Genomic DNA, 20,974 nt, shown 5'->3' on the forward strand with positions numbered 1-20,974 from the left:
CGTCTGACGGACAGCGTCCCGCGCCCGCCACTCCTGATCGGTCAACCGGTGCATGGCATCCACGCCATCCGGGGTTACGCGATATTCGTAGCCTGACCTGCCGCGGATGACCATTGGCACCAATGGGTTTGGATTCAGCACCCGCTAGGCGTCGAAGGGCATCGCGGCCGCCTTAATGACATCCATCAAAATGATCTCAAGGAGGTGTTCAGCCGATTCCCTCGGTCCGGTCGCATTCAGTTTGTTCGTTCTGGCCATATTCCACGACTTTGTTCAAGCGCAACAACGCGCGTAAGTGCGTAGATAGTCATCGAAGGAATGGCCGCAAATCACCCGCCCTGTTCCGTAGCGCCACAGGCGCCCGTCCGGGTATTTGGACTTTCAAATCAAACTCCGCGCGCTTATAGGTCGCCTCCCGCCGCGGTAGCGTAGGGCGCTGCCGCCGGGTATGGAATCGATATCGCCATGGCTTCGAAACCCGCGACCCCGCCTGAGACGCTCGGCCGATACACCCTATCGACGAAGATCGTCCGCCCGGGCGGGCAGGCCATCGTCACCCAGGCGTACGACCCGGACGAGAGCAGGACCGTCGCCATCAAGCGCATGCGGTTCGGGCCTGGGGACGAGCGCTCGCGCGAGGGTTTCCAGCGCGAAGTGCAGATGCTCCAGGATCTCCGTCATCCGAACATCGTGGAGATGATCGAGGTCGACCGCGACAACGACGGGAACTGGTACCTCGTTCTCGAATGGCTGCCGGACAATCTGGAGACCGTCATCAAGAAGGACGGATCCTTCACGTGGGACGAATTCCTGCGGCGTTTCGGCCGGCCGATCTTGGACGCCATCGTCTTCGGGCAGAAAAAGCAGATCGCGCACCGCGACATAAAGCCGAAGAATATTCTGGTGTCCGCAGACTGTGTGCCGAAGCTCGCCGATTACGGGATCGCCAAGCTTCTGGACACCGTCGGCAGTTGGGCACCGGTGAAAGGACCCACGTTCAGGTTCGACTACACCAAGGGCTACACGCCGGCTGAGGCGGATACCGCCGGCACAATCTTGAGCCGGGACTGCTACGCCTTCGCGGCGGTGGCACTCTCGTGTCTGACGGGCCGGATCTTCGACAGCGAGAACGACCCGCATGTCGCCCTGCAGGAGGCCGTCCTGCCGGGCAACATCCGCGTCATCTTCGAGCGTTGTCTCCACAAGGATGCTTCCAAGCGGCCCGCGCTGGCCTCGGCGCTTCTGAGCGAGATCGAAAGGGCGGAGGAGGAGACCAGACGCGAAACCGCGGTCGTTCCGGTGTGTCATCTGTCCTTGTCCTCCGGCGTCCAGTCAAGGATCTGCTCGCGCATGGAGCTTCAAGAGCGGAAGGACGCAGAGCGCTCCGTGCTCGACGAGCTCGGCGAGGTCGCTGGACTCATGCCCGCCGACGTGCCGGCCGGGCTCGACAAAGCCGACGTCGATCTGATCGGAGCGACGTGGCGGTTCAGATGCCGCTTCAACGGGCGTCACAACGAGATACTCGAACTGGTCCACGTGCTCGAAGTGGATGCTTCGCTCGCCACCAGTCTCAGGGACCGCAGTCTTACCCGGCCTATGTCGTTCACCTTCGAGCGGGCGCGTGATCCGGAAACCGCCGGACAGCAGCTCGGGCTGCTGCTCGCCGAGGCGGCCGAGGTCCAGCGGCGGTTGGCAGAGGAGCGCAAGGCCAGGTCCGGCCAGCGGATATTCCGCGTCTGGCGCGGATACCTGCGCGACCGCGCCGATCTCGAGGCGAAGCGCACGAGCGCCATCAAGTACGTCGATCGGAGCGTTCAGGAAGATCGCGTCACGCTGACAACCGAAATCGCGCAGAGCGAGGACCTGGTTGGGCAGGAACGCGTGATAAACCTTCCGTCTGGAGGACGGGTGACAGGCATCGTCGCGGCGGTCGTCTTCAACAAGGTCCTGCTCGACGTGACGTTCGGCGATGCGGGCCGACTACCCCGGCGCGGAGAGCTCGCGATCAACACGCTCGCGGCCCAGCGTGCGCTTGACCGCCAGAGTGCGGCCCTCGACACCGTACTCTACGACAGGGCCGAGAGCGAACGGCTGAAGGGCATCATCATCGACCCGCGTACGGCGGAGCCGGTCGTGGAGGTGCAGGACGTCGTTCCGACGAGCGCGGACTTCGACGACGAGAAGAGGGAGATTCTGGCCAAGGCCCTAGGCGTGCAGGACATCCTCGCGATCGAGGGGCCTCCCGGGACCGGGAAAACGAAGCTGATCGCGGAAATCGTCGTCCAGTGGCTGAAGCGCCATCCTGGACACAGGATCCTTCTGTCATCGCAGACGCACATCGCGCTGGATAACGTTCTCGAGCGGATTACGGAAGCAGAGCTGCCGCCCGAGATGATCCGCATCGGGCGGAGCGACGAAACGCGCATTTCCGAACTCGGCCAAGAGCTCCTGCTGGAGAGGCGGGTCGAAGCCTGGATCAAGGACGTGCGCAAGGCGGCCGAGGCGGACATGCAACGGTGGGCCGCGGAGAAGAACGTGGACCGAGTCGCCGTGGCGCTCGGCATGAAGGTCGAGCGCCTTCTGCAGCTACTCGCAGTTCAGAAGGGTTTGCGCGAGAGCATAGCCAGGCAGGAAGCCGATCGGGCCAGCGTCGAGAGCGGTGGCACCGACGCCGCAGGTGGGCCCGCCGACCAGGGCGAGGTCGCGGAGGAGACAACCCAGATCGACAGCGAGATCGGCGCCAGCAAGCAGGCGCTTAAGCGCGCGATAGCTGAGGAAAAAGACCTGCGCGCCGAAATGCAGGACATGGGCGAATACGCGGCCTACCTCTCGAAATCGAAAGACCCCGACGAACTCGGGGAGTGGGCCGCTCATTTCCTGGACGATACGCCGATGATCACGGCGTGCCGCGATCGATTGAAGCTGCTCGAGGACTGGCTGTTGAGGGTCGGGCGATCGTCGGACTTCAACGCCGCGATGCTGTCGTCGGCCCAGATCATCGCCGGGACATGCGTCGGCATCGCCGGCGTCCGCGGCATGGAGGAGGTCGGCTACGACCTCTGCATCGTCGACGAGGCCTCCAAGGCGACCGCGACCGAAATTCTCATTCCGCTGTCTCGCAGCATGCGCTCCATCATCGTCGGAGATCCGGAGCAGCTTCCTCCATTCTTCGAGCAGTTGGGCGAGGACCTCCTGGAGGAGTTCGAGGCCGACGAAGTCAAGGCGACCCTGCTCGATAGACTGTTGGACGAGCAGGCGGGCTTACCTGCGGGATGTCGCGCGGACCTGAAAAATCAGTACAGAATGATCAAGCCGATCGGCGATCTCGTGAGCGCCTGCTTCTACCAGAAGAAGCTCAAAAGCCCGGTACTGTCCCATGGCCTGAAGCTGTCGATGGCGTTTCCTAAGCCGGTGACCTGGTATTCCACTCAAGATCTGCCTAACCGGTTCGAGGAACGTGATGGGTCGACATTCAAGAATCTCGCCGAGGTCGCGCAGATCCGTCAGATCCTGCTGCGCCTAGAATTCGTCGCCAAGGGTCAGAAGGAGCGGATTTCCGTCGCGGTGTTGTCCGGTTACACGGCGCAGGTGAAGCTCCTCAGCGAAATGGTCCAGCGCGGCATCGCCGAATGGTCGTCGCTCGACGTCGCGTGCTCCAGCGTCGACGCTTTTCAAGGACGCCAGGCCGACGTCTGCATCTACTCGGTCGTCCGATCGAACGATCAGAAGAACCTCGGCTTTCTCCGCGAACGTCCTCGGCTGAACGTCGCCCTGTCGAGAGGCAAAAGCGGTCTGCTCATCGTCGGGGACAATTACTTCTGCCGAAACGTCCGCGGCAAGAATCCGTTCAAATCGGTGATCGACCATATCGACAACAACGAGAGCACCTGCACGGTGGAGGATCTGCAGTGACCCCCGAGCTCGCAGCCAGAAAATTCCAGTTTCGCGAGGGTTTCCACCTGGTCGATTACGGCGAGGTCGGATTGCCGATCTTCCGGCTAACGCTGGAGGCGATCACGATGTCTCCCCGCTTCATGCCGACCATCCAGGAATTCGCGATGCGATGCCTGGCGCTCGGCGAAAGGCACGAGGCGGACGTCGCCAACATGCTCGGCCTCAAGCTCGACATCGTCATCGGAGCGATGAACGTGCTGATCTCCGACGGATACGTCGCGCGCGAGCCCAACAGCGACGGTGCCGACGAATTCCATCTCACCGACGCCGGAAAATCGCGGCTGCTTGTCGACCGGCTGGAGGTCCCCCAGGAAGAGATGATCGTCGTCGATTACGACGGCGTCCGTCGAATTCCCCTGCGTCTGACGGGCGAGAGCGTCGTGCGTGCGGCTATGCTTCAGGGGACCGGAGCCGTTCAGATACGGCCCTATCCGGCGGACGCGCCCGGTGTCGACGATCTGGCCATTCCTGAGATCTCGAAGGTAATCCGCCGCCAGAAGAGCGAGGACTTCCGGCGCACCGTGCTTTCTCTGAAACGCATCGTCAGGCGCAACAATCTCTTCCGGGAAGGCGTCGCGCTCGTCTACGCCGCCGAGAAGTCGGACGAGGTCCAGGTGGCGTTCGTCATCGAGGACAAACTTGCCGACGCGTACGAACTCGCCTTCGCTCAAAACGGCGGACCCAAAAAGATGGGTTTCGTGCGCGCGGTCGCCGAGACCGATCTGAGCAGAAAGCTCGAAAAGATGGTCGGCCGCACGATATACAGGAGTATGGCCGATCGAAACGCGATGAAGGCGGCGCGCAAGCTGGAGGTCGATAGCCTGGTGGAGGCCGATTCCGTCAGACAGGCCGCGGCCGGCTCGCAGATGCGCAGGTCGGGCCCTCTGGCCGCCGCCTTGGCGGCGGCCGAGAAGAGGCTGGAGACGGCAAGCCGGGAGATGGACGCGTTCGAGGTCCGGCCTCTCGCATGCTACGAACAGACCGAGCTTCTCGATACCGCCTTGAAGAAGGCGCGCAAATCGCTGGTGATCACGAGCGCCGGCCTCCAGCCGCACATCGTCAACCCGGCCAGACTGCGCGAAATCGATCTGCTGATCGGAGAGGGCGTTCAAATAGAGGTCGAGTCCTACTACGCCGTACCGGCCGAGGCGCGGAGCGGCGGCAAATACGATCCCCTGTGGGAGTTGGCGCGACGCGGGGCCAAGGGATTGACGATCCGCAAAGGCGTTTCGCAAGACTTCTTCTTCCTGGTGCAGGACGACGAGCTGGCGGTCATCTCGACGCGACCGTTCTTCGGCGAAGCGTCCCGCCGGACGGGATTCATGCGCGTCCAAGGACTCGTTACCCGCAAGCCGGAGTTCGTGGAAGAGATCAGGAGCATCGTGCTTGGCAGCAGCCGCCCGGTAAGACGAAATGGCAACTGACCGACCCGTTTGGACGGCCACGCACGTCGGCCGCGTTCGACGCGCGAACGAGGATCTGTATCTGGTTGGCAAACAGATGGCTGCCGAACCGGTCGAAAGCTGGTCCGGAAGGATGACGGTCGATCACGGCTGGGCCGTGATCGCCGACGGGATGGGCGGACACGAGGACGGCCAGATCGCCAGCCGCATCGTCATAGAGACGATCGCGGAATCGATCGAGAGCGTGCGCGACGAAGCCAACGTCACATCGATGATCGAAAATGCCCATCGAAAATTGTACGAAGCCATGTTTTCGGGCCAAGGCAGGCCCGGCATGGGCTCGACCATCGTCGGCGTGGTCTTCTTCGATCAAGAAGCACTCGTCTTTAACGTCGGAGACAGTCGCGCCTATGAACTCCGGCGTGGTCAGCTGCTCCAATTGAGCCGGGACGATACATTGGGCGCCGATCGGGGGCGCAAAGGCGGTCACGCGCTCACTCAGTCGCTCGGCGGGACAGCGACGCCACAGCCAGTGACTCCTCATATCCGACGCTTTCGGCTCGAGGATCACATCGGAGTACTGCTTTGCTCGGACGGTCTGACCGACATGGTTCAAGAGAACCGAATTGCCGCCCTTCTCGCCGGGCCCACCATCAACCCGGCGGAACACCTCGCGACAGCCGCGAACGATGCCGGCGGGAATGACAACATCACCGTCGTCATCATCGGTCCGAAAGCGACGGTTGGTCCCACCGTCAGACGAACGCGCTCAACCCCGTGATCGACTTGCCGACGATCAGGGTGTTCATCTCCCGGGTGCCTTCATAGGAGTAGATCGCCTAGGCATCCGCGACGAAGCGGCCGATTTGGTCTCGAGCAGGATGCGGTTGCCGCCGAGCAGCTCGCGCGCGTAACCGACCGTCTCGTGGCGTTTCACCGTGCAGAACGCCTTCGCCAGCGAGGCGTGCTCGTCCAGCATCGATCATTCTGCATCTGTCCGAGCCGCAGCATCATCGCCTGCGTCGCGGTAACATTGCCGAGCATTCGAACCAGCAGGTCCTGCACGAGCTGGAACCCGCCAATCGGCTTCGGCTAGTGGGCATGCAGGGCTCGATATGGCCTTCTGGGACATTCTGGGAAAAGCCGCCGATGTGCCGGTGGTCCGCCTCCTAGGTGGCGCTCCACCTCCCTTCAGGCCTATGATAGCTACGGCATGCCAGACATCCGCGCCGATGAGCAGATTATCCGACGCAATCTCAAGCGCGGATTCAAGGCTTATCAAGATCAAGATAGGCGCAGGGGATTTGGCTCAAGATATCGAGGCCGTTCGATGGGCGCGAGAGCTGATTGACCCTGATATCGCGCTGATGTCGACTACATCAAAGCCAGGATCCTGCCGAAGCCGCCCGGCGTATCGAGCGCCTGCAGGAATTCGACCTCAGGTAGCCCCAAGATGCCACCGAAGGCCGAAAGTTTCAATATGGGCGAGTAGGTCTGAGTTGGGTTAACCGCGTCCGAGTTTCGTCAGCGAATCTCGCCCTGCGAAAGAATGCGTGTACCTAGAGACTCCTGGGGAAGCCGCTGCCCGGCAGCAAACAAGGCTTCGACAGGGTCACGCAGATCTTCGGGTAGCCAAGCAAGGTCGCGTTGTGACGCCCGTTCGCCTGATCGGAGTGGGGTCCGCGTCCCGTGCAAAAGGAGCCACGTGTAGAGGGGCGCCATCGGTTGAAGTGCGAGGCCTCCGCGCCCAGCACGGCGTTCTGCGGCGCGGCTCGCAATACGTAACCCGGCGGGGTCGATGTCGCCGAAATAGAAGAGCTGCGCGGCCTCAAAGCGATCGAGCAGTTCGTCAATAAAAGTCTCGTCATAGCCGAGGCTCTTGCCGTGGCCCCCGCCGGCGTAAGCGACGGCGGAGTAGCGTCCTGCGACGTGATTCCACTCGGAAAACGATGCCCAGGTATCGTTGTTCTCGACGATGAGTATCGGTCGACCGTGTGCAGAATCAGGTCCGGCTTCGAAAGGCAGAGGAATGGGGCAGACGCGGCAGCCCAATGTGGCGAGAGACAATTGACCAAATAGGGCGGTCATGCCGCCGCGCAATTGATCGAGCCGCTTTTCATCGCCGAAAATCTCAAGAGAGCGTTCTTTGATCGGAACGACAAGACTCAAATCGGGATCAGTCTTGAGCCATTCATTGATGCGCTTGGCCGATTGGAGGCGCAAGCGGTTGCGCTCGCGGGCCGCAAAAGCAAGCAACGGATGCCATCCATAGCCCGGCGCAACGACGGGCGAGGGTTGCGGCCGCCGTGTCGCGAGCATGACAAATCCGGGCAACGCTGCACCGCCCGTGCGGTCCCAGCTTTGCGCCTGTTTCGGAAGCAAAATCTCGCCCGTATCGGCTGCGACGCGCAGGGCATCGGCCAAGCGCGTGCGCCGGTCCGGCTGCTCGGCAAGTTCAGGGCAGGCCGATGCAAATTGCTTCCGGAGCATCTCAAGAGGTATGCGTCGCCGCCCCGTCTTCTTGAGCGCGCGGACAAGGCGGTCGGCCGGCTCAAGCAGCACGGTCGGTCCCCTTCAAGAGATAGTCGCCGGAGCGCACCCGGATGTATTTCGGCTGGCCGTCGACCAGAACGCGCTCTCCTTGCACGAGACGCGTAATCGTCGGGAACATGTTGAGGACGTGCTTGTCTTCGCTGCACGTCGTGACAAAGAGCTGGATGTCGAGAAGATCGGCCATCGTCTTCTGCAAGATGATGTGCTCCATCATATTCGACATGCCGTAGGTGTTGTCGAGCATCAGGAACCCGCCGGACGCCGCGTTTTTGTCGTCGGTGCGCTCGTCCATCGCCATTTTCTGGATGACGGTATAGAGCATCATGGCAACCGTCACACCTTCACCGCCCGAAAGGCCCATCCGGTCCACGCGCATGTAGGGTTGGATGGCGTCACGCTTCGGCTTGAGGATTTCGATTTCGAGCGGTCGGCCGGCGTGCACCCGGCTAAGAAGTTCGGCCGCGAGCAAGGCGCCGTCGGCAGGAATCCGCCCGGTCAGCACCTGTTCGTCCAGCCAGATTGAAAGCTGGTTGCGCACAATCTCAACCGGTACGTCACGCAAGCGCCTCTTGACTTTCAGGATGCGCTGGCCACCGTAGAAGGCGATGTGATCTGGGATCTTTGAGCAACGGGCCGCGCGCAGCAACAGGTCATCGGCGTGGATGACATGGAGCCGAAGCTGTTCAAGGCATGCGTTTTGATCGCGAATTTGATTTTCGATCTCGCCCTGGACGATGCCGATGCGCTCGGCGATTCGCGCCTGAAGCGTCGCGCGCTCGGCCCCCGCGGTCCGGTGTGAATAGCGGCGCAGATGGTCGGCGACCTGGGGCTCGAGACGCCGGAAATTCTCGCCCTCGATCAGTTGGCGAACGGCGTCGAAACGCCCCTCCGCCTCGCTCTCCAGGCGGCTGATTGTGGCGCGCGTCTCAGCAATGCGGCCGATGATTTGGTCCAGTGCTTCATCAAGCCCCTCATGCGCGATGCTCAAATCAGGCAGCTCGCCATGGTTTGTCTCGGGAAGATGCCCGTCAGCCCGTTTGGCGAGCGACTGGACGTGGTTGAGCTTCTCTTTGATCTCGTTGTAGCGCGTTCGTAAGCCGCCACATTCGCGATCGACGGTCCTGATCGTGGTCTCAAGCGCATCGACCTGCTGTTCGCGATGCGTGGCTTCGCTGGCACACAAATCGGCCGGTGCTTGCGCAAATTCAGGCAGGAGAATCGGTTTGAAGCCGTTCTTTTCCGCGCGCGCGATCTTGCCGCTGACGGGCCCCAGCGCCGATTGCGCCGATGTCAGGGCCGCGTCGGCCTGAACCACCGCACCCCGGCATTGCTGCTCACTCTGTTCGGATTCCCTGATAGCGCGCGCAAGATCGGCGATCGCGACAAAGGGCTCCAGGTCCACATCCGTCAATCCCCGGCTTGCCACCGCATAGTCCTGCTCGAGCTTGAGTATACTTTCCTTGACCCCGTTGAGTTGAAGCGAAACTGTGGCCTGCCGTGCGTCACGTTTGCTCGACAGGGCATGCTCGGCGGTTTTGTACTGGGTGCGCAGATCATCGAAGGTGCCGCTACGATCAGCGAGGCCGCCGTCCGTCTCTGGATAGTGCGCCTTATCGGACAGGCGCGCCTGTGCGCTGGTGCGCAATGCCACCATTTCGTTGCGATGCTCGATCGCCGCGGCGCGCATCTTGCTGGCGGCGGCGCGGGCTTGAAGCGCTACCTCTTCCTGCTGTTGCCGCTCGGTGGTGGCATCAGGAATTCGCGCGGCCATCTCGGTGACGTCCACATAGCGGCGCGCGAACTGTTCGACGGCCTGTTTTGCCATTTTCAGGCGGCTGATTGTGTCAGCAATCGCGAGCTGGCTGGCGTGGAATTTCGCGCGCTCCTCGGTGATGGCCGCTTGCCGTGCAACCGCCGCCTTGACCTGGCGATCGGCGCGCTCCTGATCCGCTTTGAACGTCTCGGAGCGACACAGGATGTCATCAGGCCGGTCGTTGCGATAAGCGGCGTGCAAATCGCGGAGATTGTCGATGAGGCTGCTTAGCGCTGCGACGTCAGCGATGCATTCCTCAAGCTGCCTCTCCTTTTGTCCCAAGGCGTCGGCCAGTCGTGCTTTTTCTTCAAGGGCAGCTTGTTTGTTGACACGCGCAGCGCTGAAGGGGCCGAAAACGATGCCCAATTCGGTTAGCGGCGTCGCGGTCGATTGCAAGGTTGCTTCTGAGACAACCACCGGGCCTTTCAGCTTGAGGCGGCTATCGTTGACGAGGTCCGCAAGTCGTTTGCGGTCTAGGCGCGCGACGAATACCCCGCCGAAGCGCGCCGGATCGTTGCGCAAGAGTTCGATCGCCTGTTCAGCATCCGGTTTGAATTGCGCCAGATAATGCTCGGCCGGCTGCGCATCGCCAAGGCCAGCTTCCTTCAGGGTACGCGCCACGAGTGCTACGTCGGCGGGCACGGAGGAGACACCTTCGGCATCAAGAAAGCTGAGCTCGCCGGCGATAACGTCGCGCTCGGTCGCGAGCTTGCGATGCGCTTCCTCGCGAAGTGCGCGTGCGGCTCGAGCGCGCTCCGGCAGATCGAGCCGATAGGGGTCTTTGGCTTCGCCGGCCAGAATCGCCGCCAGCGCCTCGCTGTCGCGAATCGCCATCTCCAAGCCGCGGCCGGTCTCGCCGACTTTGGCAAGACGCACGGCCTCCTCGGCGCATCGGCGCGAGTCGGCAAGCGCAGCCGTGCGGACGCCTTCGAGGTCCCGCGACTCATTTTGGCGCTGCTCGTCTTGCAACTCAAGCGTGGCGGCCGCATCGCCTTCCACGTGCAGCTCGTTGTCGATCCGGACGATGGCCATGCTCGGGCTCTCACCCTGTTTGAGGGCGGCGGACCGTTCAAGCTCCCTGCGTTCGCGGTCGTGCTCGGCCACGCGTGCCGAAAGACGTTCGATCTCGGCTTTCAGGTCTCCGACTCGCCGGGCCGCCTCGCGGTCGGCTGCGTCATACAGATCGGCTTGCTGTTGCGCGTCTCCGGCCTGCTGCTCGCGGTTTACAGCATCACGTTCAGCCTCGGCGGCGAGCTGCTCCAGCAAGCCATGCAAATTGGCTCCGGCACGTGCGAGGAGCGCGCGGTCAGGAGCCAAGTCGCGCTCGATGCGTTGCAATTCGGCTTCGAACTCGAGCCGCTGACCTTGCGCGGATGAAAGCCTGCGGCTGATCTCCGCTGCACGCGCCGACTGGAGCTTACGGGTTGATGCCATCAAGTTGGTCGTTGACCTTTCGACTTCCGCCTTGGCATCGCTGATGCGCCTGTCGGCGGCGGCCTTTTCGAGAAAGAGAATTTCGCCGTGAAGCCTGCGCTCGCGGCTACGGGCATCCTCAAGCTGCTGCTCCTTGATCGCGATTTCGCCGCCGACGGTATCGCGTTCCACCTCAAGCTTGGTCTGATCGAGCTTGAAACGGGAGAAGAGGCGTCCCAAACGCTTGAAATCTTCGGCACGCTCTATCTCGGCCTTTTCCAAGGCGGCTGCCGCGGTAAAAAAGGGTGCGAACGCGTCGGCGAGCTGCGTCAGAACCTTGAGCTGGTCCTTGCGCTGCGGCAAGCCGCGGATTTTAGCGAGGCCGATCTCCAGCGCCTGGACGACGCTATCAGCGGCGTCGGACGGAATCATGAAAGAAAAAATCTTCTCAAGGAACTGCTGTTCGGATTTGAAATCCAGAAAGGCCGCGCCGATGCCGCCTTCGGCCGCACAGAACCGCCGCTGCACGTCGATGACTTTCAGCTCGACGCCAAGTTCAGCAGTTAGGTGTTTGCGCCAAGCGGTTAGCGAGTCGGTAGCGAAGAAAGTCGGCTTCGAGCGCATGTCGCGCGCCCAGCGCGTAAAATCATCCAACGAGCGCAACGGTGCCTCGGTGGAAAACCCCCGGAAGGGCAAAGTGTCGAGGGCGCTTTCCGCGTCAGACTGGAACGCGAAGAAGCGCCGGTGTCCGGGTTCGCCTCCTTCGCCCTTGGAGGCCGGCGTAAGCCAGAAAATCTGCCCGATGACATGGCGCAACGGCTTATTGTTCACGCCGGGCTTGACCAGTTCGAGCGCGACGACGCCAAGGCGTCCGGGCATGAAATAATGCTCGATCTTGTGCTGGCGGTTGATCTCCGTGCGTAGAAATTTGCGGCGGTCCGGCTCAAAAATGCTGAAGAGGAGCGCCAGAATGGTGGTCTTGCCAACGCCGTTGGGTGCGTGAATGACGTGATGCAAGACTGATCCGCCCGCATCTACGGGCTTGATCAAAAGCTCTTCAAAGACACCGTCGACATAGCCGCAGGCGTCGAGATAGGCTCGGCTGATCTTAAGCATCGACAGCCTCCTTGGCGGCGCGAGCGATATCGAGAAGCGGTACGGCGGCGTGCTCGGCGAGCATCATACGAAAGCGAGGCGTGGCCACATATAAGTGGTTGCCGTCCTGGCGCTCGTCGACGGCCACGAAGCCCGTCTCGAACAGATGGTTGAGCACAAGACCCACCAAGCCATGCAGATGACTGCGCGCGGTGCGCCGCGCATCCTCGACGATCTCGGGAAGCGCGCGGATATATTGCCACCCCTTACGCCAGCGCCCGGCGACGGCATCGCCAGTCCTGTCCTGCGATTCCAGAGATTGGCACAATTTGCTCAGGCGATCGCGGATTTCAGACAGGGTCGCGCTTGGGGACATGATCTCGTCGCTGTCGAGTGCGTCCTGCGCCGGATAAAAGGTCGCGCAGGCGGCGACCAGGACGAGGGCCACCACGGCGGCATCCTCGTGGGAGACATGGCGGCGAAAACGGGAGATCGTGTAGCCGAACACGGATTCGGCCTCCGTCCCGAGCACAATGCCGGTTCGCGCGCTGACGCCGACAACCCGCAGCCTGAGGCCTTCGGCGACGGAAGCGACGATCGCCTTGAAAGCGCCATCGTCCATCCATCGGCGCACCAGATCGCGGTACTCCGGATGGGCTTCGGGGAGCGTGCGGGGATGTAAGCCCCACTCGATGAGGCGCGAAGCCTCTTTGACATCATTGGGGAGCATGGACGCCGCCTCCAACCGCTGTTGCGCGTGAGAACCTCACATCGGTGCCTTCGACAAATCCCGCGTCGAAGCGCGTGCCCAAGATCGATGCGTCGCCGGCAACATCTGTCGTACGTGGATCAATCGCCTGTTCCAGAATGAGAAAGAGGCATCGCTGAAAAGCATCGTCCTCGGGTCGGGCCTGGGTCGCGCGCTCGAGGATCTCACCGAGTGTGATTGCGCCAGCGGCAAGAATGGTCTCGCGCGCGAATTGCTCCGAGCGTGCGATGGTGGCTTCGTCGAATGGCAATTTGAGCCCTGCGGTAGGGTCATCGAAGGCGTAGTCGGGATCAACGGCATCCGCCTCTTCGATTTCGGGCTGGAAAGCGGCCACCGTAGCCGCAAGATCGAGGACGAGCGGCGGCAGCGTCCCGGATATCGCGCCGAAAAGACTGGCTGCGTTCTCGATCAAGAAGCTGTCCGGCGCGCGCAGCAAGGGGTCGAGTATCTCGTTTTCGAGATCGGGCAGCCGCGCCAAGGGCCGTAGCTTGAGAGCATCAGCCTGAAGGTGAAGATATTCGTCGGCTGTTTTCTGCACGACAACGATCAACTTGCGGTGGCGGGTTTGCACATCAAGCAACAGGTTACGAATGCGCGAGAGATGGCGGCGGTCCGTTTCATCAGTCACGTCGGCTGTCGTATCGCTAAGCTGGGCGAGCATGGCGCCCTCGCGCATAATGGAAGCGTCGAGCAGGCTCCGGGCCTCCTCCATCTTCGGACCGAGCTCCTGATGCCACATGACTTTCAAAATGGCTCGGCGTGCTTCGGCCATGAGCAGGCGGAGCGCCTCGGCGAGGCGAATGCTGTTGGTGCGGGTGCGTTCGGCCGCGGACACCGCGTGATCGTAGAGTCCCCGCTTGAGAAACTCACCGACGATAATCTCGCTGACCTGCGTGGCGGTGAGCGGATCATGCGCCAGCAGGCTGAGATGGATTTCAATAGCTTCCTGTGTGAGGCGATAACCTACGGTACCGTCGGGCAGCGGCTCTGCCCGCAACAGCGCAAACTCAAAAATGACGCCGTCGGGCTCGTCGGGATCGAACAAGCGGACCTTGAAACGCGCACGGCGGTCGCGGGCGTTGGTCAGTCCGTCGAACACATGTTCCGCCAAGGCCGCGGCGTCTGCATCGGACAGGCGCTGCGACTGAAGCCGCGCCAAATCAGAGAGGTATTCGATTAATTCGGCGCGACTGGCCGTGCCGCCCGCACCCATCCGGTCGATCAGCGACTCGATGGCGGCGAGCGCCAGATACCGCATGTCAATGCGCTCGGCAGCCTTGGCAGCGACATGCAGCATACCCTTATTGTCCTCGGCGCGCTGCAAGGGCGCGATCAAGGAGAGCGCGCGTAGATGGCTGGTCAGGCGCGGCGCGGCCGCGGCCGATAGGAAGCGCTGGTTGGACATGAACTCGGCCGATTCTCGTTGTCGATTCCCCACCGCTGGATCGCGCGTTGCCACTTGCGATCGTCGTATTCCATCCGATCAGCACACACCGAGATTGGGGCGGCGTCCACCGCATCAAATCAATTGGCCGGTTGCTTTCCGGAAAGCATCAACATAGAACAATTAGGGAACGCACGCAACTGGTGCGCGTAAAGGCCCAAAGGCTGTTGCGCGCCCTGAATTTTGCGGGCCGAAAAAGCTGCCGTCGCTAAACGCGATGGAGTCTCCTGCCGGAAGTCCCTTCATACCTGGAAGGCGGTCCAGGCGAAGATGCTTCATGGGACTGATCAAGGATACCTATTTCGGCTGGCCTTGATTGTCAGGTATCGAGGAAATCCCACTCGTCGCCCAGAACCCAGTTAAGCGCCGATAGCTTCCCGTTTACCATGCCCCAGTCGAACGTATCCCAACCGAGGTTCATTTTGCCGTACTTACGTTCGATACGTCGTGCTGCTTTCCGTGCGGTTGCGAAGATGGTCTTTTGGGACTCCTTAAGTTTCTCTTCTCCGCTGGCCAGCTTCTCCAGCCAAATCATGTGCCGGTTCCACCAGACCTTTTCCCAAAACTCTTCGCGTGCGGCAAGTAGGTCTTTGTCGTTCCGACGCAAGATCATGTGCCACGGCTCGCCATCCGGGTCTTCATCATTGGGCAGCACTTCAACCTTGTCGCCGTTCTTCAGGTAAATGATGGGGTGGCCGTTCGGCCCGGTCTCGCCTGGCTTGATAGGATCTGATGTTTGGGCTTTTGAGCGTTTCGGCCCGAGCATCTGCTCGCTGAATTTCGCGAACTCTTCTGGACTGATGTTTTCGTCTTTGTGAAGCTTGAACAACTCCGTAATTCGTCGCTGCTGTTCAAGCCGGTCGCGCTTCGGCTTATCGACCTTGAGCTCGCGCACCTGGTCCGTGACGTTTCGTAGGAGTTGGTCTTTCAGGGATTGAATGGTGGCGAACTCGCCGACGAGCGCATTGGTCAGGGTTTGCTTTTTGAACGCCTTGAGTTTCGCATGCTGCCTTGCGTCAATTCGGGCGGGGTCAATGGGTCTCCGGGAGAAGTAGAGAATAGCTGGCTTCGAGGCAGCGACGAACTGATCGAGCTCCTCGATGGTCCCGGATTCGGCAACGCCGGTGCTGGTGCCGACGCGCGTCCAGAACAGCCCGAGCAAGATATCGCACTTGGACACGAGCTGGTCGTTGATGGCCTGTTGGGGTCTGATTCCGCTTTGCGGCCGGGCATGGGTTTCCCACCGAACCGGCAACAGGACCACGCCTTCTGCAGCGGCGTGCTGGGCGTTCCAGTCATTTATTACCTCGGTGGCGGCATCGCGTTCCTCGGTGAGGTCGGACGGGGAGGCGATGAATACCCGCAAGACTTGCGCGTTGAAGGTCATGGGATGCCCAAGAATCGTTAAAAACGGTAGTCTACGATGGCTGGAACTGCCGGCAAGTCAGGGGCAGCTTGCCCGCGAGTCAGGTAGCCTTGTGGGCGAGATTTTAGCGGAGGACCACAATGAGTGTCTAAGATCACGGCGGCCGCGGGGCATCGGAGCGCAGGATATTGGGGGCGACCCTGAACACTGGCTGGCTCGGTTAGCCACACCCCCATTTCCAAAAAGTCGCGAACCATCTTCACGCAAATCATCGAAGGTTTTTGGTCGCGCATTTCATTCGCTGCGGTCTCAGGGGCATCTATGAGTAGTAGTGGAAGTGTTGCCGTCTGACTGGCGGCTGGTGCCTTTGATGCCTTCATTCCCAGTAGTAGCCCGTGAAGCTGTCCGTGTCGGCGATGCGAAGTTGTTGCTTGTCGCGGTGCGTCCACCAGCGTCCTTCGTAAGCTACTTCGATATCAATAACTGCTCCGTGCTTCCAGAAGCCTGCATCGTTCGCCATTGTCGTGCCAAACGAGCACGTCGTCCTCTCGTTATTGAGCAGCATAGGAATTACTTTATCAAAACAGGCAAGCCATCTCGCCCTGTTTGCCGGGGTCGCATCAGGTCCCAGCGCGGCAGCTAGTGAGTTAGAGTCGGCTATCAGCCGGATATTCTTAGCGGGCATCGTACCTGAATTGAGAACTACCAAATCATAGAGGATAGCGATATTGCCACCACCGTGCGTCTTGACGGCTACCGCAACCACTGGCCGGGCCGTGCGTCTCCATATATCTGACGAGATGAGCAGCGAATATGCTGAAACTAGAAGCGCGATGACCGACACCATGCTCCAAACCCTTCCTTGAGCTTACCCCTCTCCCGAGAATTACCATGGCGGGCTCAAGCAGCACAGGTTATCTCAATGGCCTTACGGAGGTCACCCCGCTGACTAAGCTCGTTCCAGAATGTTCGCTATCGACTGGGCGTACCACTGCCCGCCGCGTGCTGTTGGGATGCCCCGCGCGTTCAATACGTCAGCAATCTGCCGCAGCGTGTTCGCACCGGCCTTCTGTGCCTCCCGTATGATGGGCAGCACGTTTGCCGCGTATCTGTCGGCTTCAGTCCTCACGGCCTCAACGGCGCTCTTGCGGGCCGCAGCGAGCTTAGGGTTGCCTCGGTAGGCAATGCTCACAATCAACGGCAACAATCCAAAAAAGATGGTCAGGCCTGCCGCGACGTACAGCAGGTAGATTAGGGGCTCAAACATTTACGCGCTCCCGCAATTCTTGGAAGAACCGTAAACGCGCAAAGTAAAAATCGACTTAATTAAACATTATGCAACGGTTGGGTAAATGAAGGGTTAACTTGGTTTAAAATTCGTGAGCGAATCCACTGCCTTGCTTTCCCACTCGACGGGGCCAATGCTTAGCCGCTCATAAAAGTCCCCGCCAGGCGAGGATCTTCGTTGGCGCCATGATGGTCTGGCTGTGAGGTAACAGGGCCGGGCAGAAGCTCGCCGCCCGGAAGTCCATCTCTTCGTGGAGCCGTCCCCAGAGGTGGCGACACATTCGAGCTGGTCTTCATTCGGCTTCAACCCTTCCAACTAGACCAACACCGGTCTGTCAGGTGAGAGAAGATGCCGGTTGAGCCTGGCCTGGCCGTCGTCGAAGATAATGACTCCGCCTGATTAAGGATGCTCCACCATCTGAAACTTGATGCTGTAGCTCATGGCTTCTTCTCCGGCCACATCGTCGGTGCGGGTTTCTTGCGGTACGTCACGGACAGGTATTTCCTGGTATTTCCCGATGATGACGCAGCTGATGGCTTCGTACTCCTCGCACTTGAGACAGAAGGGCAGGATCTCCTCATAAGGTTGTCCGCAGCGCGAACACTGTTTCATGGGCTCCTCCAATAGCCTGCGTCTCCCCGCCGATGCGAGGTGCACAGCCGGGCGTTGCCGTCCATTTGAAGAGATCGAGCTCCGGAGGATCGATGACGCCGTTGTCCGACTTGAACCTGGCGGTCGTCATGTCCTCAGAAGCTCAGGGGAATTGAAGCAACTCGCACGTAGGGCAGGGCAAGTTCTCGGGGTCGGGTGTTTCTCTGGTCCACTGCATGAGCCGGTGATCCCAGTCGCACTTGTACCATGGCCTGCATCTTAATCGCCGTCGATGTCCTCATCAGCGTGGTAGTTTGAGTCCGTGAGGACTTCAGGCCGATAGTGGCCAAGTTTCTCCTCCTCGCAGTTGGGCAAACCCTCGCGAGAGGAATTCCGCGGGCATCTTTTCGCCAGCTTGAAGAAAGCCCAGACCCACAGGCGCGGGGCGCGCGTCGTCGATCGCCATGGGCGTCTCCGTGAGGATGTCACCATCGCAACATCGCAAGTGATCAGGCTACACCGCGCTTCTTTGAGTCCGTTCATGCGGTGATACCCCTCGTCGCTGCACCATGAGTGAAATCGCTACAATGGTGCAAAGGTTGAAGATGTTTGGTTAGGCGAGAATCTTGCGCCGACTTCTAGCATTTGGGAACCGATTATGCGAAAAAAGCAGCCGATGTCGGGGTATTCGATGGCTCAATGGTTCGCGAACCGTGGTCAGGTTATGCAGACAGTGTCTGCCGTGTGCAGCGCAATCTGCGCCGTCGTCGGCGTTCTTATTGCGTTGTACATAAATCTGCCCGGAGTTTTTCAGACAAGTATTGATAGCGCGAATATAATATTGTCGATCCTAGCTATCCCCGCACTGCTTGTCGGCGGATCTAATGCCGCCTTCTACCTGATGGCACCCATCATGGACAGGATGGCTCAAAGGAGTTTCGAGAAGCGGTTTCCAGAATTTCGTACGCCGGCACCGCAGCTCAATGCAGCCGAAAATATCAAGCCAGGCCTTGAGGAGCGAAAGGAAAGACCACCGATCGATTTTGAGGCCGCATTGCCGCCTAAGGCCGAGAGTGAGGTCCTAGATGTCAAAATTAAAGTAGGCAGTTACTGGGAGACCTCGGGGGGATTAGACCGGTTTAGGATTTCGATCATCGGCATCCAGGGTGATCCAGGCAAGCTTATAGTCGAACTGTCGGTGACTACGGGTGGCAGCGTCTTTCACCCCGGCACGTCAGTGAAGGAAGTGGGCGTTAATCGCTTCCTTGTGCCGGAGTCTCATTCAGGGTTTCAGTCCGAAGACCGCTGTGTTTTCCAATTTAGCTTTTCTGATAATCACATTCACTTCCGCGCAGCGCGCGTTGACGGATTAGACCTTCACAATCAAGAGGTCGCGGTCAACGTTGCGAAGTTTCGCACCATGACCGTGCCGACGCTTTAAGCAGAACGGTTGACGGATTCGCTTGTTTGACTCTGGATGTTCGCAAGGGGCCGCATTCCAGTCGGTGCGGCTCCGCCGATGCGACGACTGGCGGAAACAAGGAAAAACTGGAGCAATCGAACGCCCTACATTCTACGCGGTTATCCCGGCGCGCGTCCGGTACGCAAACATCTCGACGCATGCCAAGCTGCTCCACGGTGAGCTGACGGCCCTCACTGAAAGGAAGGGTTCTGCTGGGCCTCAAACGGCTAACCGGTCGTGCTTGGCTCAAGCAGAAGATCAAATCTAAGCTTCTCAAAATTGTGACCGAGTGCTGAGCAAGCCAAGCACCGCCGAAAGGGACTTCCTCCGCCACCTTCATGAGCGGATGTCAGAAGGCGCATTTCGGTCCGTGGTCAGTGGTACGGTAGCTCAAGAACTCCATCACCCTCTTGGCAACGCGTTTTGGGAAACCGGGAAGGGGCTTGAAGGCTCACCACTGGTTTGTCCTGCCCGTCACGAAGCGTGAGCACCGCCTGTATCACTCGATGGACCGCGGTACGTGGGAAGCGATGTTCGGCACACCCATCAAGAGCTTCTGATCGCGTTCTGGAAGGAGATCGGGTTTGTACCGGGCGAGTTCATGTTTGTGGGGATAGGCCGAAGCGGCGTGCCTGGCTGCCTCGGATTTTGGAGCGTTTGCTCCCAAGAGAATTGGGAGGCAGAGCGCCAGGTTAATCGGCTATCCACAGGAGATTGAAATTAGCTAAGTCGTTGGTACCAAAAGCGAACAGCGTGACACGTGCTTTATGGGAGCGGGCGGTGTTAAAGTGACTCCACCCCCCTTGCACTCCCAACGATAACCCCGACAAATGGAAATCCCCCGGACAAGGCAGCTCTGAATTCTTTTGAGGAGAGCTGTGACATGTCCTACCCATCATCAGTCCTGTTGAAACATGCTCCAGCGTTAAGATCGGTGGGGCGATGATTTCGCTGCCACCTGTCAGTCACTGCGTGGTCGCAGAGCTGTACCAGTGCCAAAACGTGCACCGTATTTCGCTTGCCTGTCAGGCAAATCCTTTGGCACAAGTAATTCGCCCCCGAGAGGCCAGCTCGAAAAAATATGGAGAGCTGCGCCATGAGTGATCCCGAGCTGAATATCAGGTTCTGGCGGGTTAGCATCCAGGCCAAGGGGGCCAAAGCCATTGAGGCCGTCCGAAGGCCCTTGGAGGTTGCGGTTTACACCCGGCTACTGATTGCTATCGTGTTCGGGGGCGTCTTGCTCTGGCGAGGGCACGAACTGGCACCTGGGGCGTTGCGTTACTTGAGGTCATTTGTTGGGTTTTAGTTGCGTATGATTAGGCGTCCGACATCCCGCGTGCGTGCCGCGTCAGCGGAGATGCCCGGATTCATTGAGCCCCAACTGGCTACACTTCAGGACCAAGGCGCCGAAAGGCGACTACCTCCACGAAATTAAGCGACGGCGATCGGGTTCAAATCCATTTGAACAAGGGTAAGCGGAAGGCGTTCACCCGCAACGGTCCGGACTGGACCAAACGGTTTTCAGTCATTGCAGGAGCCTTCGATATTCCCGGGCAGGCGATCATCGATGGTGAGGTGGTGGTCGTTCATTAAGGCTGGACCAACTTCTCCGAACTGCAGGCAAACCTCGCCAGAGGCGACCAGGACCGTTTGCTGTACTAGGCCTTTGATCTTCTGTGGCTCGATGGCCAAGACCTCCGGAAGAGGCCGAAGGGTTGGGCGCAAGGCCATCCTGAAAAGTCTGTTCGATACCTATCAGCTCGAACCTCCGGTTCTCTACAACTGTTCGAAGCCCCGTCGAATCTGAACTAACGTCTCAAAGC

The 20,974-nt window shown here is 60.2% G+C and carries 16 protein-coding genes; 6 read left to right on the plus strand and 10 right to left on the minus strand.

Annotation, left to right across the window (positions count from 1 at the left end; all coding sequences use genetic code 11):
- Positions 1-465: 465 nt before the first annotated feature.
- Positions 466-3,912, plus strand: coding sequence for an AAA domain-containing protein (locus tag JJC00_RS06530; RefSeq protein ID WP_200471890.1), 3,447 nt, complete (start codon positions 466-468; stop codon positions 3,910-3,912).
- Positions 3,913-3,967: 55 nt separating this feature from the next.
- Here JJC00_RS06530 and JJC00_RS06535 read toward each other — a convergent pair whose 3' ends face one another.
- Positions 3,968-4,108 (minus strand): hypothetical protein, encoded by a 141-nt coding sequence (locus JJC00_RS06535; protein WP_200471891.1) that lies wholly within the window; start codon positions 4,106-4,108, stop codon positions 3,968-3,970.
- On the opposite strand from JJC00_RS06535, the gene JJC00_RS06540 reads away from it, so the two are divergent.
- Both JJC00_RS06540 and JJC00_RS06545 read left to right on the plus strand, forming a co-directional pair.
- Entirely contained in the window at positions 4,107-5,378 is a 1,272-nt protein-coding gene (locus JJC00_RS06540) for a hypothetical protein (RefSeq protein ID WP_200471892.1), read from the plus strand. The genes JJC00_RS06535 and JJC00_RS06540 overlap by 2 nt on opposite strands.
- Positions 5,368-6,138 (plus strand): PP2C family protein-serine/threonine phosphatase, encoded by a 771-nt coding sequence (locus JJC00_RS06545; RefSeq protein WP_200471893.1) that lies wholly within the window; start codon positions 5,368-5,370, stop codon positions 6,136-6,138. Before JJC00_RS06540 ends, JJC00_RS06545 begins: the two co-directional genes overlap by 11 nt.
- A gap of 24 nt (positions 6,139-6,162) precedes the next feature.
- On the opposite strand, the gene JJC00_RS06550 is transcribed toward JJC00_RS06545, so the two are convergent.
- Complete coding sequence (locus JJC00_RS06550) at positions 6,163-6,336, minus strand: hypothetical protein (protein WP_200471894.1); 174 nt, start codon at positions 6,334-6,336, stop codon at positions 6,163-6,165.
- A gap of 136 nt (positions 6,337-6,472) precedes the next feature.
- On the opposite strand from JJC00_RS06550, the gene JJC00_RS38870 reads away from it, so the two are divergent.
- Complete coding sequence (locus tag JJC00_RS38870; RefSeq protein WP_200471895.1) at positions 6,473-6,865, plus strand: mandelate racemase/muconate lactonizing enzyme family protein; 393 nt, start codon at positions 6,473-6,475, stop codon at positions 6,863-6,865.
- A 16-nt stretch (positions 6,866-6,881) separates the two neighbouring features.
- On the opposite strand, the gene JJC00_RS06560 is transcribed toward JJC00_RS38870, so the two are convergent.
- The 8 genes from JJC00_RS06560 to JJC00_RS06595 all read right to left on the minus strand — a co-directional run bounded on the left by JJC00_RS06560 (position 6,882) and on the right by JJC00_RS06595 (position 17,710).
- Positions 6,882-7,919, minus strand: coding sequence for a Wadjet anti-phage system protein JetD domain-containing protein (locus tag JJC00_RS06560; RefSeq protein ID WP_200471896.1), 1,038 nt, complete (start codon positions 7,917-7,919; stop codon positions 6,882-6,884).
- Positions 7,909-12,252: a hypothetical protein gene (locus JJC00_RS06565; RefSeq protein WP_200471897.1), complete on the minus strand. Its 4,344-nt coding sequence runs from the start codon at positions 12,250-12,252 to the stop codon at positions 7,909-7,911. Before JJC00_RS06565 ends, JJC00_RS06560 begins: the two co-directional genes overlap by 11 nt.
- Complete coding sequence (locus tag JJC00_RS06570; RefSeq protein ID WP_200471898.1) at positions 12,245-12,961, minus strand: hypothetical protein; 717 nt, start codon at positions 12,959-12,961, stop codon at positions 12,245-12,247. Before JJC00_RS06570 ends, JJC00_RS06565 begins: the two co-directional genes overlap by 8 nt.
- Positions 12,948-14,405, minus strand: coding sequence for a hypothetical protein (locus tag JJC00_RS06575; RefSeq protein ID WP_200471899.1), 1,458 nt, complete (start codon positions 14,403-14,405; stop codon positions 12,948-12,950). Before JJC00_RS06575 ends, JJC00_RS06570 begins: the two co-directional genes overlap by 14 nt.
- 358 nt (positions 14,406-14,763) lie before the next feature.
- Positions 14,764-15,831, minus strand: a complete 1,068-nt coding sequence (locus tag JJC00_RS06580) for a DUF4062 domain-containing protein (protein ID WP_200471900.1) — start codon at positions 15,829-15,831, stop codon at positions 14,764-14,766.
- A gap of 355 nt (positions 15,832-16,186) precedes the next feature.
- Positions 16,187-16,657, minus strand: coding sequence for a hypothetical protein (locus JJC00_RS06585; protein WP_200471901.1), 471 nt, complete (start codon positions 16,655-16,657; stop codon positions 16,187-16,189).
- A gap of 102 nt (positions 16,658-16,759) precedes the next feature.
- Positions 16,760-17,077, minus strand: coding sequence for a recombinase family protein (locus JJC00_RS06590; RefSeq protein WP_246774096.1), 318 nt, complete (start codon positions 17,075-17,077; stop codon positions 16,760-16,762).
- 420 nt (positions 17,078-17,497) lie between these two features.
- A complete protein-coding gene (locus JJC00_RS06595; RefSeq protein ID WP_200471902.1) occupies positions 17,498-17,710 on the minus strand; it encodes a hypothetical protein in 213 nt (70 codons plus the stop codon).
- Positions 17,711-18,347: 637 nt separating this feature from the next.
- Between JJC00_RS06595 and JJC00_RS06600 the strand changes: the two genes are divergently transcribed.
- Both JJC00_RS06600 and JJC00_RS37815 read left to right on the plus strand, forming a co-directional pair.
- Positions 18,348-19,130 carry a hypothetical protein gene (locus JJC00_RS06600; RefSeq protein ID WP_200471903.1) on the plus strand — a complete coding sequence of 261 codons (783 nt, stop codon included), beginning with the start codon at positions 18,348-18,350 and terminating at the stop codon, positions 19,128-19,130.
- Positions 19,131-20,612: 1,482 nt separating this feature from the next.
- On the plus strand, positions 20,613-20,744 hold the full coding sequence (locus JJC00_RS37815) for a hypothetical protein (protein WP_246774097.1): 132 nt from the start codon (positions 20,613-20,615) through the stop codon (positions 20,742-20,744).
- The last annotated feature ends 230 nt before the right edge of the window (positions 20,745-20,974 follow it).

This window comes from Bradyrhizobium diazoefficiens (assembly GCF_016616885.1).
Classification (GTDB): domain Bacteria; phylum Pseudomonadota; class Alphaproteobacteria; order Rhizobiales; family Xanthobacteraceae; genus Bradyrhizobium; species Bradyrhizobium diazoefficiens_F.